This window comes from Bradyrhizobium sp. MI1.7 (assembly GCF_055811795.1).
This window is the reverse complement of sequence record NZ_JBVVPO010000033.1, coordinates 21,455-34,625: the sequence shown is the minus strand read 5'-3', so window position 1 is coordinate 34,625 and position 13,171 is coordinate 21,455. Positions and strand designations below refer to the sequence as shown.

14 protein-coding genes and 2 pseudogenes are annotated in these 13,171 nt (G+C 60.9%); 6 read left to right on the top strand and 10 right to left on the bottom strand.

Annotated elements, in window-relative coordinates:
* Nucleotides 1-8: 8 nt before the first annotated feature.
* On the bottom strand, nt 9-581 hold the full coding sequence (locus AC0L3X_RS26725; protein WP_456679782.1) for a NuoB/complex I 20 kDa subunit family protein: 573 nt from the start codon (nt 579-581) through the stop codon (nt 9-11).
* 325 nt (nt 582-906) lie between these two features.
* Between AC0L3X_RS26725 and AC0L3X_RS26720 the strand changes: the two genes are divergently transcribed.
* From AC0L3X_RS26720 to AC0L3X_RS26710, 3 genes are all read left to right on the top strand, one after another.
* On the top strand, nt 907-1,053 hold the full coding sequence (locus AC0L3X_RS26720; protein ID WP_161495789.1) for a hypothetical protein: 147 nt from the start codon (nt 907-909) through the stop codon (nt 1,051-1,053).
* A 9-nt stretch (nt 1,054-1,062) separates the two neighbouring features.
* On the top strand, nt 1,063-1,230 hold the full coding sequence (locus AC0L3X_RS26715; protein WP_201266152.1) for a hypothetical protein: 168 nt from the start codon (nt 1,063-1,065) through the stop codon (nt 1,228-1,230).
* Between the two features lie 106 nt (nt 1,231-1,336).
* Complete coding sequence (locus tag AC0L3X_RS26710; protein ID WP_473316999.1) at nt 1,337-1,834, top strand: ferritin-like domain-containing protein; 498 nt, start codon at nt 1,337-1,339, stop codon at nt 1,832-1,834.
* A gap of 255 nt (nt 1,835-2,089) precedes the next feature.
* On the opposite strand, the pseudogene AC0L3X_RS26705 reads toward AC0L3X_RS26710, so the two are convergent.
* Nucleotides 2,090-2,317: pseudogene (locus tag AC0L3X_RS26705) on the bottom strand (DUF1003 domain-containing protein); the annotation flags it as partial.
* 192 nt (nt 2,318-2,509) lie between these two features.
* Between AC0L3X_RS26705 and AC0L3X_RS26700 the strand changes: the two are divergent.
* Entirely contained in the window at nt 2,510-3,385 is an 876-nt protein-coding gene (locus tag AC0L3X_RS26700) for an NAD(P)/FAD-dependent oxidoreductase (protein ID WP_354098540.1), read from the top strand.
* A gap of 421 nt (nt 3,386-3,806) precedes the next feature.
* Here AC0L3X_RS26700 and AC0L3X_RS26695 read toward each other — a convergent pair whose 3' ends face one another.
* The 7 genes and pseudogenes from AC0L3X_RS26695 to AC0L3X_RS26665 all read right to left on the bottom strand — a co-directional run bounded on the left by AC0L3X_RS26695 (nt 3,807) and on the right by AC0L3X_RS26665 (nt 9,761).
* The gene (locus tag AC0L3X_RS26695; protein ID WP_085400089.1) at nt 3,807-4,034 is read right to left on the bottom strand and encodes a DUF6894 family protein; all 228 of its coding nucleotides are present in this window, start codon (nt 4,032-4,034) and stop codon (nt 3,807-3,809) included.
* A gap of 3 nt (nt 4,035-4,037) precedes the next feature.
* Entirely contained in the window at nt 4,038-4,769 is a 732-nt protein-coding gene (locus tag AC0L3X_RS26690; RefSeq protein WP_085400087.1) for a Crp/Fnr family transcriptional regulator, read from the bottom strand.
* Between the two features lie 114 nt (nt 4,770-4,883).
* Nucleotides 4,884-6,053 (bottom strand): DUF305 domain-containing protein, encoded by a 1,170-nt coding sequence (locus AC0L3X_RS26685; protein WP_473316986.1) that lies wholly within the window; start codon nt 6,051-6,053, stop codon nt 4,884-4,886.
* The gene (locus AC0L3X_RS26680) at nt 6,050-6,229 is read right to left on the bottom strand and encodes a CsbD family protein (RefSeq protein WP_085400086.1); all 180 of its coding nucleotides are present in this window, start codon (nt 6,227-6,229) and stop codon (nt 6,050-6,052) included. Before AC0L3X_RS26680 ends, AC0L3X_RS26685 begins: the two co-directional genes overlap by 4 nt.
* Nucleotides 6,230-6,381: 152 nt before the next feature.
* A pseudogene (locus AC0L3X_RS26675) lies at nt 6,382-7,962 on the bottom strand (alpha-amylase family glycosyl hydrolase).
* A gap of 69 nt (nt 7,963-8,031) precedes the next feature.
* A complete protein-coding gene (locus tag AC0L3X_RS26670) occupies nt 8,032-8,571 on the bottom strand; it encodes a hypothetical protein (RefSeq protein WP_354100368.1) in 540 nt (179 codons plus the stop codon).
* A 14-nt stretch (nt 8,572-8,585) separates the two neighbouring features.
* The gene (locus tag AC0L3X_RS26665) at nt 8,586-9,761 is read right to left on the bottom strand and encodes a zinc-dependent alcohol dehydrogenase (protein ID WP_354098509.1); all 1,176 of its coding nucleotides are present in this window, start codon (nt 9,759-9,761) and stop codon (nt 8,586-8,588) included.
* Nucleotides 9,762-9,922: 161 nt separating this feature from the next.
* Between AC0L3X_RS26665 and AC0L3X_RS26660 the strand changes: the two genes are divergently transcribed.
* Nucleotides 9,923-10,705: an SDR family NAD(P)-dependent oxidoreductase gene (locus AC0L3X_RS26660; RefSeq protein ID WP_354098538.1), complete on the top strand. Its 783-nt coding sequence runs from the start codon at nt 9,923-9,925 to the stop codon at nt 10,703-10,705.
* Between the two features lie 23 nt (nt 10,706-10,728).
* Nucleotides 10,729-12,504 (top strand): alpha-amylase family glycosyl hydrolase, encoded by a 1,776-nt coding sequence (locus AC0L3X_RS26655; protein ID WP_473316985.1) that lies wholly within the window; start codon nt 10,729-10,731, stop codon nt 12,502-12,504.
* 423 nt (nt 12,505-12,927) lie between these two features.
* Here the strand turns inward: AC0L3X_RS26655 and AC0L3X_RS26650 are convergent, their stop codons facing one another.
* Entirely contained in the window at nt 12,928-13,137 is a 210-nt protein-coding gene (locus tag AC0L3X_RS26650) for a hypothetical protein (protein WP_354098507.1), read from the bottom strand.
* Nucleotides 13,138-13,171: the final 34 nt, after the last annotated feature.

Genomic DNA, 13,171 nt, shown 5'->3' with positions numbered 1-13,171 from the left:
ACCAGCGTCTATCGCTCGATCGTTCCCGTCCGCCTGATCTTCTGCTGCAGCAGCATGACGCCATAGAGCAAAGCCTCCGCCGTCGGAGGGCAGCCGGGAACGTAGATGTCGACCGGGACGATGCGATCACAGCCGCGGACGACCGAATACGAATAGTGATAGTACCCGCCGCCATTTGCGCACGAACCCATCGATATGACGTAGCGGGGCTCGGGCATCTGGTCGTAGATTTTGCGGAAGGCGGGCGCCATCTTGTTGGTCAGGGTGCCTGCGACGATGACGACATCGGACTGGCGCGGCGACGCTCGCGGCGCGAAGCCAAAGCGCTCGGCATCATAGCGCGGCATCGACATCTGCATCATCTCGACCGCGCAACACGCGAGCCCGAAGGTCATCCACATCGGCAAGCCGGTGCGGGCCCAGGTGATCAGCTCATCCGCCGTTGCGGTAAAGAAGCCCTTGTCGGCGAGGTCGTCCCGGATCTGCATGAAATAGGGATCGCTGCTGTTCTCGGGCGCGCCGGCACCGGGCCGCAAGAGCGAAGCGGCGGGCTGGCTGGGGTGCAAAGCGGGATCATTCATGATCTCGGTCCTGGTGCTGAAACTTTCCACCATGTTCCTGAAGACCGAAACTGCTTGATGGCGACTTAACCGAGGTTAGCGCGGCTTGGGCATCGATGAGCACATGCGGAAATTAACGTGCGTGATTGTCACAGGGGCAGTCTGCACCTATCAATTCGGCATGTGGTGGACCTTGGTTCTCGTCGGCGGCCTGCTCGTGACGATCTATGCGTTGAGGTAACAAGCCGCCGAGCAGGCGCGGCAGACGATCACGCGCGACGTGGAACGACACCGCGTCGAGGCGATTCTATCCGAGCGGCCAAGTACCGCGGCAGGAGGATCCGGCATGGAGAAACCGACTCAGGAACAACTCGACGAGCTCAAGCGGTTGAGCAAAGAGGCGCGGGTGGAGGACTGGTCCGAGCTGGTTCAGTCCAAGCAGGAGGCCGAGATCCGTATCAGCGATCTCAAGCAAAAGGCACGAATGGAATAGGAGCCCCCTATGACTGAAAAACCCATCAACGGACGCGAGCCCTCATTCTCGGAAGACGACATCCAACGCGGGGAGCTTGGGCCGCGCGGAATTCCCGGCAAGGAGTCACCGACCAGAATGACGCCGCAGCGGGAAAAGAAGACTCCCGATGATGTGGATCAGGGGCATCCGAAGTAGCAGGCACGCGCGCTGCGAGTGCGACGTTGCACGCTGATCCCGTTTGGAACGATGGCCGGATCGACAAGTTGGCGGAGCGGCCAACAACCAACAAGGATCAGCCAGGATGACAAATGCAGCCAGAGATACCTTCGTCGTGGGTTTGCGCAACGCGCACGCGATGGAAATTCAAGCGCGCGAACTGATGGAGCGCCAGTCCGAGCGTCTCGATGAATACCCGGAAGTCAAGGCAAAGCTGACGGCCCATCTGCACGAGACCAACGAACAGCTCAAGCGGCTCGAACGTTGCCTTGACGCATGTGGCGAGAGCACTTCGTCTCTCAAAGATACCACACAGTCCGTGATGGCCAACATGCAGGCGATGGCACATGCCGCCGCGGGTGATGAGATCCTCAAGAATACTTTCGCCAACAACGCCTTCGAGAACTTCGAGATCGCGGCCTACAAATCTCTCATCGCGCTGTGCGACTCCGCTGGTGCACCGGAAGCCAAGGCGGACCTCGAGATTTCCCTCAAGGAGGAGCAGCGCATGGCGGCCTGGATCGACTCCAACGTCGAGAAGGTCACCAGGGAGTATGTCGAACATCAGCGCCGGCCCGCCTGACGTTTTCCAACGCAACGAGCCCCGCGCCACTTTTTGGCGCGGGGCTCATTCTTTCCTGCCTCAACAGGCTAGTGCGTGTTTGATTTCTGCCACCGTTCCCGGTGCAGGGGCTCATGTGGAATCGAAACTTCTCGAAAGCGCAAGTAAGGGCCAGACCTCCGCTGAAGCTCTGAAGTCGGTCGTCCAATGGGCGCTGGCGGACGCCCCGACCATGTGGAGGTGACGCAGGCGTCATGACAAGACCATCGGCCCGCCTTACCGCAGGTTGGTTTCCTCGATCTTGTCCAGTACACGCTCTGGAGCGATGCTGCGGGACGACTCGTCGAGATCTGCCTGTGATCCGGATTCAATTTGCAGGTGGCGCGCGACTCCGTTGAGGACGTCGGCGACGTTGGTCAGCTCGTGTTCGGTCAGGAGACTGATCTGCAGATCAAGGTCCGCTCTCTTGCCGGCCTCTGCGGCCATCCGGTTCTGCGAGATCAGACCAGTCTCTGTTGAGCGGTAGCTTCGGCCTGCTCGCGACAACGGCGGTCGACGAGCGCCCGAATATTCCGCTTCGAGAACCGGGCTCATTCCTTCGGGAGGGCAGGCAGCGATATATAAATCGCCGATGTTTCCTGGCTATGGACCCCTGATGAGCTGTCACGCTTATCCCCACGAGGATCGTGAGTGACCATGTTTGATTGTCTTGTAATCGGTGGGGGCCCCGCAGGTCTTACGGCCGCCATTTATCTCGCACGGTATCGGAGATCGGTCGCCGTGTACGACGCCGGCCACAGCCGCGCCGCACTGATCCCGAAAAGCCATAACTATCCAGGTTTCCCCACGGGAATTTCCGGTGTCGTACTGCTTGACAGGCTGGGCCGACAAGTCGAGTTCTACCAGGTGCCCATCGTGGGAGCCTGGATCACCAGCCTAGATAAGACCAGCGAGGGTTTCGTTGCGACCAGTCGCAACGGCGAGGTCAGAGCCCGCACCATATTGCTGGCGACTGGCATCGTGGACGTCGCACCGCATATGGATGGTCTCGACGAGGCCGTCAGCAGGGGGCTCGTGCGCTACTGCCCCGTTTGCGATGCCTTCGAGGCGACCGGTCGACGCATCGCGGTCCTGGGGAGAAGCGAAGCCGCAATCAGCAAGGCGAAGTTCTTGCGTAACTACTCCAAGGACGTGACGCTGCTATGGCAGCGCAGTTCAGGACCAGATGATCCGAAAGATATGGTCGAAGCCGGTTTGGTCGCGACGGGGATCAGCGAACTCAAGTTCCATGACCAGATGATCCTTGCCACGACGGATGAAGGTGAGCAAAGCTTCGACGTGCTTTATCCAGCCTTGGGGTGCGAGGTCAGATCGGATCTCGTGGTAAATCTCGGAGCTGCGACCGGCCAGACCGGCTGCCTCGAGGTCGACGCGCATCAATGCACAACCGTTGCCGGCGTCTTCGCGGCCGGCGACGTGGTCTCGGACCTTCACCAGATTACTGTCGGCACCGGCCATGCCGCCATCGCCGCCACGCATATCCACAAGGTCCTGCCCGCGCGCCCTCGCTAGGCTTCTCGCCCCGACGGTGCACCGACAATTCTTGGCACCAAGGATCTGTAGTAAGTGGCTCGGAATACGCGCCGCGGGCGTTAACCTTTGTGAATGAGCACCTCTTCTGATCTCTCTAGGCTCGCAGCCGTTGGAACAACTATGCGTGGATATCAGACCAATGCAAAGACGACGCTTCAAGCAAACCACTTCGCTTCAAGAGCGCATCGCGGAATTTTCAGAGAAGGTTCGTAAGGAGGCCGACGTCGCTCCGGATGGAAAAGAAAAGGACGCGATGCTCAGGCGCCTTCGTTGTGCGGACACCGCGGCCGATATCGAGCGGCAGCTGAGAGTCGAGTCCGAATAGATCGCTTCTGTCCCGGCCTGCGAAGAGGCCATCGTGTTGTCCCGGATGGCCGTCGTTCCGAACCGCCTCGCAGCGCTAGTCCAACTCCTTGCGATCCAGCCTGACGGTCATTTCAAACAAGGGCCTGTCTTCGCTCCTCACGGTCAACGTCACCTGCGCCCCCTTGGACGTGAACACGTCCCGGGCGATCGACGTCACAGCAGCGATAGCTTCTCTTGTTGCAACTTCGAGGCTGCCATATTCGGTCCCCTCGCTGTCTGACACGGCAACAAAGTCGTCTTGGATGTCGAAATAATACCGCATGGCTCAGAGCGAGGGGTTCAGATGAAGGTAGAGTCCGTCGAAGTCGGCTGTTTTCCTTAATCTGGCTTCGTCCCGTATGGAGATGCGGCCCCTGTCGAAATCCAGCAGGCCTTGGCTGCGCAATTCCTGAACCACACGATTCATATGCACCACGCTTATGCCAGTGGCGTCGGCGACCAGCGCTTGAGTTGCGGGAAAACTGAAGGAGAGGCCGTCGGTACGTCCGATCGCCTTTAGCCTTGCGTACAATTCGAGCACGAGATGCGCAACCCGGCTGGCGGCATCCCGCTGCCCGATATTGCAGATCCACTCGCGGAAGATCGCGGCATCCGTGAGGGTGTCGCGCCAGAGGGCTTGGGCAACGCTGGGTCGACGCTTTAGGAGCTCTCGCAGCGGGTCGTGAGGAATGAATCCGAGCAAGCAGTTGCCGAGTGCGGTGACGTCGTGATCCATGACGTGAAGGAACAGACTCTGCAGATCGGGAACGTCACCGGGCTGGTGAAATGACAAGACTTGGCGCTGCCCGTTGCCGACAATCTTCGACCGCAGAACGAATCCGTCGATCACTAGGCAGCAGGCGGTAGGGCGATCCCCGAGGGATGCGATCGGCTCACCGTTGGCCATCCGCTTGCTGACTATCGGGAGGCTGTTGATCGCACGCTCATCCTCCTCGTCGATCTCGGTGCTGACCCTCAACCGTTTCAAGAACGGTCCTGTAATCTCCGCTTTAGTCATCGCTCTCTCTCCGGTCGGGAAACGCCATGTCAACACGAAGGTTCCTGGGCGACCGGAAGTGGGATCAGTGCTTCGGCGGACACCCGTCACCTATGATCGGCGATGACAGCCAGTTCAATTGACGTTGTCTGCCAGCATGTTGTGGAAAGCCGCGGCGACCGCTTCCGGACCGCGCAGATGCTGCATCAGCGCAATCTCTCCCTGCTGCTCGTGGCGAATGGCATGAGCCATGACGCGTAAGCGGGGATCGCTGCGGCTCTGCCACATCTGATCGGCCATCTTCACCGCACCCCTGTGATGCCTGCTCATCAGTTCCACGAAGACTGAATCGAAATTTCCGGGCGGAGCTGATTTGAGGTCGCGCACCTCGGCCTGTGTCAGCAAGCCGGGCATGGCCGCACGTTCAGCGGTGCTGCAGTCCGGCATCTCGGTTTCGAACCAGCTCAACCACCAGTTCTCGAAAATCCGGTTCTCGCCCGCCTGACTCGCGACCATGAGCATCGCGAGCTTCCGCAGATGCGGGTCTTGCGCGCGCTCCGCAGCAACCCGCGCCAGTTCGATGCCTTGAGCGTGATGCGTGGTCATATGCCGGATGTAGCTCTGCTCTGCATCCTTGTCGCGGCCCATCCAGGGCAGCTCGTAGCCATGACTGCCGAACCAGGCGGTCGTCCCAAGCATGACGATCACTACCGTGGCGAACGTGACCCAGGCATTGGTGAAACGCTCGTCTTGCGCAGGCGTATGGCCCCATGTCCATCGCAACCGGGCGAACAACGGGTACATCACGGCGGACGAACTGTGAACGAGGAGGCCGATCCAATAGGGTTGCTGCAGCGTGAACAGCGGCTGCCAGAACGGAAACAGCGGCACCAGCACGAACCATTCCATGGCTGAGGAAAATACGGCCCAAGGCAGCGCCAGTCCCAGAATGGTCAGCGGCCGCAAGTCGGCGGTCCAGCGGCCGAGCGCGCCGAAGAAGACCAGCGCCCAGGAGAAATCAGCCCATTGATGAAATGCGATGCCGGTGAGGATCGCAGTCCGTGACGGCTCCGCACTGAGTGCCAAGTCGCGCGCCGGAATGGCGGCGACGGTCATCCAGTCGACGGCCGCATCACGGCCGAGCCGCGCGGCAAAGAGCTGGCTGACGATTGTCGAGAAAGTGCTGCTGATCAGACCGAGAGCCGCGGCGGCGACCCAGCGCGAACGTCTCCGCGACGCCGTAAGCGGCGCGGTGCTGGCGCCAATGGCCGGCGATGAAGGTTCTGGAGGCGCGACGGCGGTCACGTCAATTGCTTGAGCGTCTTCAGGGGATTGATCTGGCTCGGCTTATCGAGGTGATCGTGGCCGCGCTCAGCCTGCTCCCTGCCTTCATCGTGGAGATCCTGGTCTCCGACGATTTCACCGACGGCTTGCTTTGCCTTGCCGGCGATCCTTTGCGTGAGATCTTTCGTCTTGCCCATCGCCAACCTCGAAGTTCGCGCCGCTGATCCCGGCGTCTGGAAGGGGGGCGAGGGTCGGGGTCGCGGTTTCGTCCAATTGACCTCCGGCAGCGGGGTCGGGACGCCGGAGGTTCTGGTGAGACTCTCTGCGAAGCCGATGGTTCCTGCGCTTCTCAGCGCCGCTCGACTGCAATGATCACCCCTTCACTGCCACGGAGGAGGAGAGAGGCGCCGGATAGCGGCAGCTTCGGGCGATCGAGATGGGTGGACATCAATAGGCGGCCATGACCCTGCCAGCACCATTTCCGGGGCTCGGCCGCGTTATTGAGCAAGACCAGCAGTTCATCTCGATCCCGCGCGCGCTTAAATGCCAGGACATCGTTCTGCGAACGCAGCGGCTGCTGGTCGCCTTCGCGCAAGCACGGCTGCTCGCGGCGCAGAGCGATCAGCTCTCGAAACAACGAAAGAATTGAACGATCGTCGCGTTGCTGCCCGGTAACATTCTTGGAGCCACTCGGACCGGGCGGCAGCCATGGCTCTCCGGCGCTGAAGCCGCCGTTCGTGCCGTCGTCCCAGCGCATCGGCGCGCGTTCGGGATCCCGGCACAGTTCATAGCCGGGCACCAGCTTCTCGAAGGGATCGCGCACCCGGTCCGGTGGGATCGCTACACGTTCGCGGCCGATCTCGTCCCCCATATAGAAGAATGGCGTCCCCCGCAGCGTCATCAGCAGCATCGCCAGGATGCGCATCTGCGCTTCGCCGATCTTGCTTGCGACCCTCGGCTTGTCGTGCCCCCCGACAACCCAGACCGGCCAAGCCTGCGGGGGCAGGGCGTTGAGGTACGCGTCGATTCGCCGCCTGCAGCGACAGCGCATCCTAGGGCGAATCGAGTAGCGCGAAGTTCAAGGGCAAATGCAGGCGGGGCCGATCGGTTCCGTAGAAATGGCCGATGTGGTCGGTCTTCCCTTGCACTTCGCCGCACAGCAGCCGCCCCGGGTATTCGTCGATTACTTTTCGGAGGTCCTCGATACATTGCATCGTCTCCGGACGATCGTCGGTGAAAACGGATGTTTGGCGTTGCGGCGGTGCTTTCTTCTCGCCATCCGGGTTCGGCGGGTTGTCGCGGAGAAATTCGTCCTTGATCAGGACTGCGCTGGCATCGATGAAAGCCGTCGACGCCGCGATCGAGCCAGAATCGCATCACATCGGAGATCGCCGTACGCACCTCCGGATTCCGCCAGTTGAGGTCCGGCTGCTCGACCAGGAAGGATTGGTAGTAATATTGCCGCCGCGCCTCGCACCATTCCCACGCGCTGCCGCCAAAGCGGCTCAACCAATTGTTGGGCGGGCCGCCATTCTCGGCGGGATCGGCCCAGATGTACCAATGCGCTTTCGCATTTTCAAGGGAGCTGCTGCTCGACAAACCACGCATAGTCGTTGGCGGTGTGATTGGGGACGAGGTCAAGAATGAGCCGAATGCCTTCCTCGTGCAGTCTCCCGAGGAGGTGGTCGAAATCATCCATTGTGCCGAAGGCGGGGTCGATTGAGCAATAATCCGAGATGTCGTAGCCGAGATCCCGGAAGGGGCTCTTGTAGATCGGCGTCAGCCACACGGCACCGACGCCGAGCCACTTCAAATAGTCGATACGCGACAGCAACCCCGGCAGGTCGCCCTTGCCGTCACCATTGGAATCCTGAAACGAGATCGGCGCGATCTCGTAGATTGTCGCGGCCCGCCACCATGGCACTTCCATCGTGGCTGCTCGGGTCTCGCCTGGTAATGATCTGTCGTGCCTCATGCGTTCAGGAAATGCATGGAAAGTTTACGAGTTTGATTTCATGGCGTGCGCGATCTGCCTTGCGGCACTGCGCGCCCCCCCGATACCGCGGGGATAGCCGCTGCGGTTCGGATAGAGCTTTCGCCTTGCATCGCGCGCTGGCCGGCGGGGTTTGGTATCCTTGGCGGCTCGATAGTCGAGGACGGCAATGCCACCGACCATCAAAAGGGCCAAGGCGACGTTGCCCTTCTTGGGATTGTCTGCTGTCAAGCCTGACACGAGCGCAGCTGCATCCAAGCCGTCACCGCCCACACGGGCCCATAGACCGGCATTCTTGTCCACCGACAGCGACATGATACCCGCCATGATCTCCCGGAGGCCGAACGCTCTGACCAGGGTCTCGCTCCCTTCCATGCCGAGCGTCTCGGTAACGCGCCGCGGCGCAAGGAATTCGAACACGCCAAGGCCGATGCTGAACCAGCCGAGCGCGCGTGCGAGCTGGTCTTCCGGCCGCTTCAGGCTCGGTCCACCCTCGACGATTTTCGGGTCGCCCTTGGTGCGTACGATATTGGAGAAATGAAACATCTTTGACGGCTCCTTCAGGGCTTGAGGACGACCTTGATGCAGGAGTCGCGCTTGTCGCGAAACACCTGGTACATCTCAGGTCCGTCGCTGAGCGGGACGGTGTGAGTGATGACGAAGGACGGATCGATCTCTCCTTCTTCGATGCGGCGCAGCAGGTCATCGGTCCAGCGGTTGACGTGGGTCTGACTCGTTCGCATCGTCAGGCCCTTGTTCATGAACGCGCCCATCGGCAACTTGTCGGAGAAACCACTGTAAACGCCGGGCACCGAGATGATTCCGCCGGGACGGCAGACGTAGATCATCTCCCGAAGCACGTGAGGCCGGTCGCTTTCCAGCATCACCATCTGCTTGGCACGGTCGAGCAGGGTATCCGGCTGCGACGCCATCACGTGCGACTCCATGCCGGCGCAATCTATGCATTTTTCCGGACCCTTGCCGTCAGTCAGCTCGTTGAGCCGTTCGACCACGCTCTCGGATTCAAAGTTGATCGTGGTGGCCCCGCCGGCTTCCGCCATGCTGAGGCGCTCGGGCAGACAGTCGATCGCGATCACCTGGTTGGCCCCAAGCAGAATGGCGCTCCGGATCGCCATCTGCCCCACCGGCCCGCAGCCCCAGATCGCAACCGTGTCGGTCGGCTCGATGTCGCATTGCACGGCAGCTTGCCAGCCGGTCGGGAAGATGTCGCTGAGAAACAGCAGCTGTTCATCAGGGATGCCAGATGGAACCTTGATGTGCGTGGCGTCGGCATAGGGCACGCGCAGATACTCGGCCTGTCCGCCGGGATATCCACCGGTCAGGTGCGTATACCCGAACAGGCCGCCAGTCGTGTGCCCGAACACCTTGTCCGCGAGGTAGCGTTTGCGGTTGGTGGTTTCGCAGACCGAGAAATTGCCCCGTTTGCACTGGTCGCATTCCCCGCAAATGATCGTGAAGGGGACAACGATGCGGTCGCCCTTTCTGAGCTTGCCGTCGACACCGGCACCGACTTCGACCACTTCGCCCATGGTCTCATGGCCCATGATATCGCCGGGCAGCATCCCCGGGATGAAATTGTGAAAAAGATGGAGGTCGGAGCCGCAGATCGCACAGCTCGTGACCTTGATGATGGCATCGCGGGGCTCCTGGATCTCGGGGTCGGTGACCGTGTCGCACCGTATGTCTTCCTTGCCGTGCCAAACCAACGCCTTCATGTCTGTCCTCCGAGGTCCTACGAGCCATCTAAGTCGAACGAAGAACGATGGTTGCTATTGCTGACGGCGAAATCGCCGCATCGGAAACAGCGTGCGCATCAATAGGAACGACAGCGTGGCAGAGCGATTTGGACGAGATCAATCCAATCGAGGATACGGTCATGCCAGACAGACAACTCGCCGTGGTCACCGGAGCATCTACCGGCATAGGTTTGGAACTTGCGAAATGTGCCACCGGATCTGGCTTCGATCTCATCATTGCGGCGGACGAAACCGCTATCGAAGGCGCTGCGGCGGAGCTCCGCACCCTCGGCGGCAGCGTGCAAGCCGTGCAGGCGGATTTGGCGACGACCGAGGGGGTCGACAAGCTGTGCGCCGCAGTGGGTAGCCGACCGATCGACGCGCTGCTGGCCAATGCCGGCATAGGTCTCGGCAAGGCCTTTCTCGACCAGGATTTCCAGCGTATCAGGCGTCTGGTGGACACCAACATCACCGGAACGCTCTATCTGATCCATCGCGTGGGCAACGAAATGCTCCGGCGCAATTCCGGACGTATTCTGATCACGGGTTCGATCGCCGGTTTTACGCCCGGCAGTTTCCAGGCCGTCTACAACGCCAGCAAGGCGTTCCTGGATTCGTTCTCTTTCGCGTTGCGTGAGGAGCTTCGAGGCAGCGCAGTCACCGTCACCTGCCTGATGCCTGGAGCGACCGAAACCGAGTTCTTCCGCCGCGCCGACATGATGGACACCAAGGTCGGCACCGAGAAAAAGGACGATGCGCATGAGGTCGCGAAGGCCGGGTTCGACGCAATGATGAGCGGCGAGTCCGACGTCGTCACCGGCATGAAGAACAAGCTCCAGACCACGATCGCGAACGTCACGCCCAATGAGGTGCTGGCCAAGCAGCATCGAAAGATGGCGGAGCCTGGCACGGCGAAGTCGTAGCACCCGAACGCTCACGCGAGAAGATGGCATCCGGCTGGTATCGGGTGATCGAGTCGCCGCGCCAACCGTCACCAATCCACCAGAGAACCGACCGCGATGGCCGCCCGACCGCCCTGGAAGAAGCCAAATCCCCGCAGGAGGACCGCCACGAAATCAAAGCGGCTCTCGCCTTCCGAAAAGGCGTCTGCCAAGCGATCCGCAAAGCGCGCCGGGCGTCCTTACCCCAACTTGGTCGACAACATGCGTGTCGCCGGCAGAAAGAAATCCGCCACCAAGAAGCCAGCGAGGAAAGCTTGATCGAGAAGCTTGGAGCCGCGGGGCAGCCGCGGCGGCACGGGGCTCATATCACCGGGCACGGTGTGACCTTCAATCTCTGGGCGCCATCCGCGGGCTCGGTCGAGCTGCTCGAGAACGGCCAGGCGCCGCGGCGAATGCCCCGCGACGCGGAGGGTTGGTATCAAGCTTGGAGCCCCACCGCTCATGCCGGAACGCGCTACCAATACCGGATCAATGACGAACTCGTGGTTCCCGACCCCGCGTCCTTCTTTCAGCCCGATGATGTCGACAAACCGAGTGAGGTCATCAACATTGCCGCTTTGCGGGATGGCGATCCCTATCTCGGGCGGCCTTGGTCAGAGGCGGTCATCTACGAATTGCATGTTGGTACGTTCTCCGACGAAGGAACGTACACGGGAGTGGAGAAAAGGCTCGACTACCTTCGTGATCTCGGCATCACTGCCATCGAGCTGATGCCGATCAATGATGTCCCCGGCCGGTACAATTGGGGTTATGACGGCGTCCTGCTCAATGCTCCCAATGCGCGCTACGGGCGTCCTGAAGATCTCAAGCGGCTACTGCGAGCCGCTCACCAGCGCGACATGATGGTTTATCTCGACGTGGTCTATAATCATTTCGGGCCGCAGCTCAATTATCTGCACAGCTATGCGCAAAACTTCTTTTCCGATCGACACACAACCGGCTGGGGTCCTGCGGTCAACCTTGAGGGCGAGCACTGCGCATTTGTGCGTCAATTCCTGATCGACAATGCCCTGATGTGGTTGCGCGACTACGGATTCGATGGATTGCGCTTCGATGCCGTGCATGCGTTGAAAGACGGTTCCGAACGGCATTTCCTGGTCGAACTTGCGGAAAGCGTTCGAGAACAGGTCAACGGCCGCCAGGTTCATCTGATGCTCGAAAACGAGGCCAATGAAGCGCACCTGCTCGAGCGCCAAGACGGCCGCGCCACCCTCTATGATGCGCAGTGGGGAGATGACTTCCACAACGCGCTCCACGTCCTGCTGACCGGGGAAACGAGGGATATTACCGCGCCTTTGCCGACCAACCGCTTCAGCATCTGGCTAGGTCACTCACGGAAGGGTTTGCGTATCAGGGCGAAGTGTTTCCGTTGCACGACAGGCCGCGAGGCGAGCCGAGCGCTCATCTGCCGCCCGAGGCGACCATCTTCTTCGCGCAGAATCACGATCAGGTGGGCAACAGGGCGCTCGGCGAACGATTGGCAAAGCTTGTCAGCCGCGAGAAGCTTGAGCAAGCCATGGCCCTTCTGCTTCTCAGTCCGCATATTCCGATGCTGTTTATGGGCGAGGAGGCCGCGGCCGAGACGCCCTTCCTGTTCTTTGCCGACTGGACGGGCGAGGCTGCCGTTCTCACCCGCGAAGGCCGGCGCAAGGAATTCGCGCATTTCGCGGCATTCGCGGCACCAGAAATGCGCGACCGGATTCCGGACCCATGCGGCCCCAAAACACTCTTGGCGTCCAAACTGGACTGGCCGGCGCTAGACCGGTCCGAAATGAGCCGTCGATTTCGTGCGCTGACGCGGGATCTTCTGGATATACGACGCGCGAACATCGTGCCCCTCCTCAAGGAGGGCGTCGTGCGGGCACGAGCCGAACTGCTCAATGCGCGAGAAGGGAGCGCCTGCGGTCTCAATGTCCAGTGGTATAGGCTCGGGGGCACATCCTGCAAATCGTCGCGAACTTCGCCGAGCAAGCTGTGCTGTGGCCCCCGCTGGTTGAAGGTGAGACCTTGTGGGGTGCCGAACCGGTTAAGGGTCACCTCTATCTGCACCCCCAAGACATCTTGGTGCGCCTCGGCGGTGGATTTCCAGCCAACTGACGTTATCGTAGCCGGAAGCGCATGGTTCCGGGCCTGTCCGCTCGGCGCATCCGCAGCAAACGACCGAGCGCTTGGATCGAAAGAGCCTAGCGAGCCGCTCGCTTCTGCGGATCGTCGCGGTGTTGTGCTGCCTCGGTGTTCCTGTCGAGCTGGGCACGCTCGCTCCGGCGCAGCCGGCCCGCTCTCAAGACGCCATACAATATCACGCCGCCCAGAATGAACGCTCCGATGAACCACATCCAAAGCGCAGTCACCGAGACGTCGCCCAGTAACATGCCAACGCCGCTATTGCCCATATCCGCTTCTCCGCCTGATCCCCAGCCAATTCGT

What these genes read in the sequence shown, in the direction of transcription:
- AC0L3X_RS26695 (WP_085400089.1), bottom strand. Translation starts at nt 4,034, where the DNA reads ATGCGGTATTATTTCGACATCCAAGACGACTTTGTTGCCGTGTCAGAC.
- AC0L3X_RS26710 (WP_473316999.1), top strand. Translation starts at nt 1,337, where the DNA reads ATGACAAATGCAGCCAGAGATACCTTCGTCGTGGGTTTGCGCAACGCG.
- AC0L3X_RS26700 (WP_354098540.1), top strand. Translation starts at nt 2,510, where the DNA reads ATGTTTGATTGTCTTGTAATCGGTGGGGGCCCCGCAGGTCTTACGGCC.
- AC0L3X_RS26715 (WP_201266152.1), top strand. Translation starts at nt 1,063, where the DNA reads ATGACTGAAAAACCCATCAACGGACGCGAGCCCTCATTCTCGGAAGAC.
- AC0L3X_RS26690 (WP_085400087.1), bottom strand. Translation starts at nt 4,769, where the DNA reads ATGACTAAAGCGGAGATTACAGGACCGTTCTTGAAACGGTTGAGGGTC.
- AC0L3X_RS26665 (WP_354098509.1), bottom strand. Translation starts at nt 9,761, where the DNA reads ATGAAGGCGTTGGTTTGGCACGGCAAGGAAGACATACGGTGCGACACG.
- AC0L3X_RS26655 (WP_473316985.1), top strand. Translation starts at nt 10,729, where the DNA reads ATGGCATCCGGCTGGTATCGGGTGATCGAGTCGCCGCGCCAACCGTCA.
- AC0L3X_RS26660 (WP_354098538.1), top strand. Translation starts at nt 9,923, where the DNA reads ATGCCAGACAGACAACTCGCCGTGGTCACCGGAGCATCTACCGGCATA.
- AC0L3X_RS26725 (WP_456679782.1), bottom strand. Translation starts at nt 581, where the DNA reads ATGAATGATCCCGCTTTGCACCCCAGCCAGCCCGCCGCTTCGCTCTTG.
- AC0L3X_RS26720 (WP_161495789.1), top strand. Translation starts at nt 907, where the DNA reads ATGGAGAAACCGACTCAGGAACAACTCGACGAGCTCAAGCGGTTGAGC.
- AC0L3X_RS26680 (WP_085400086.1), bottom strand. Translation starts at nt 6,229, where the DNA reads ATGGGCAAGACGAAAGATCTCACGCAAAGGATCGCCGGCAAGGCAAAG.
- AC0L3X_RS26650 (WP_354098507.1), bottom strand. Translation starts at nt 13,137, where the DNA reads ATGGGCAATAGCGGCGTTGGCATGTTACTGGGCGACGTCTCGGTGACT.
- AC0L3X_RS26670 (WP_354100368.1), bottom strand. Translation starts at nt 8,571, where the DNA reads ATGTTTCATTTCTCCAATATCGTACGCACCAAGGGCGACCCGAAAATC.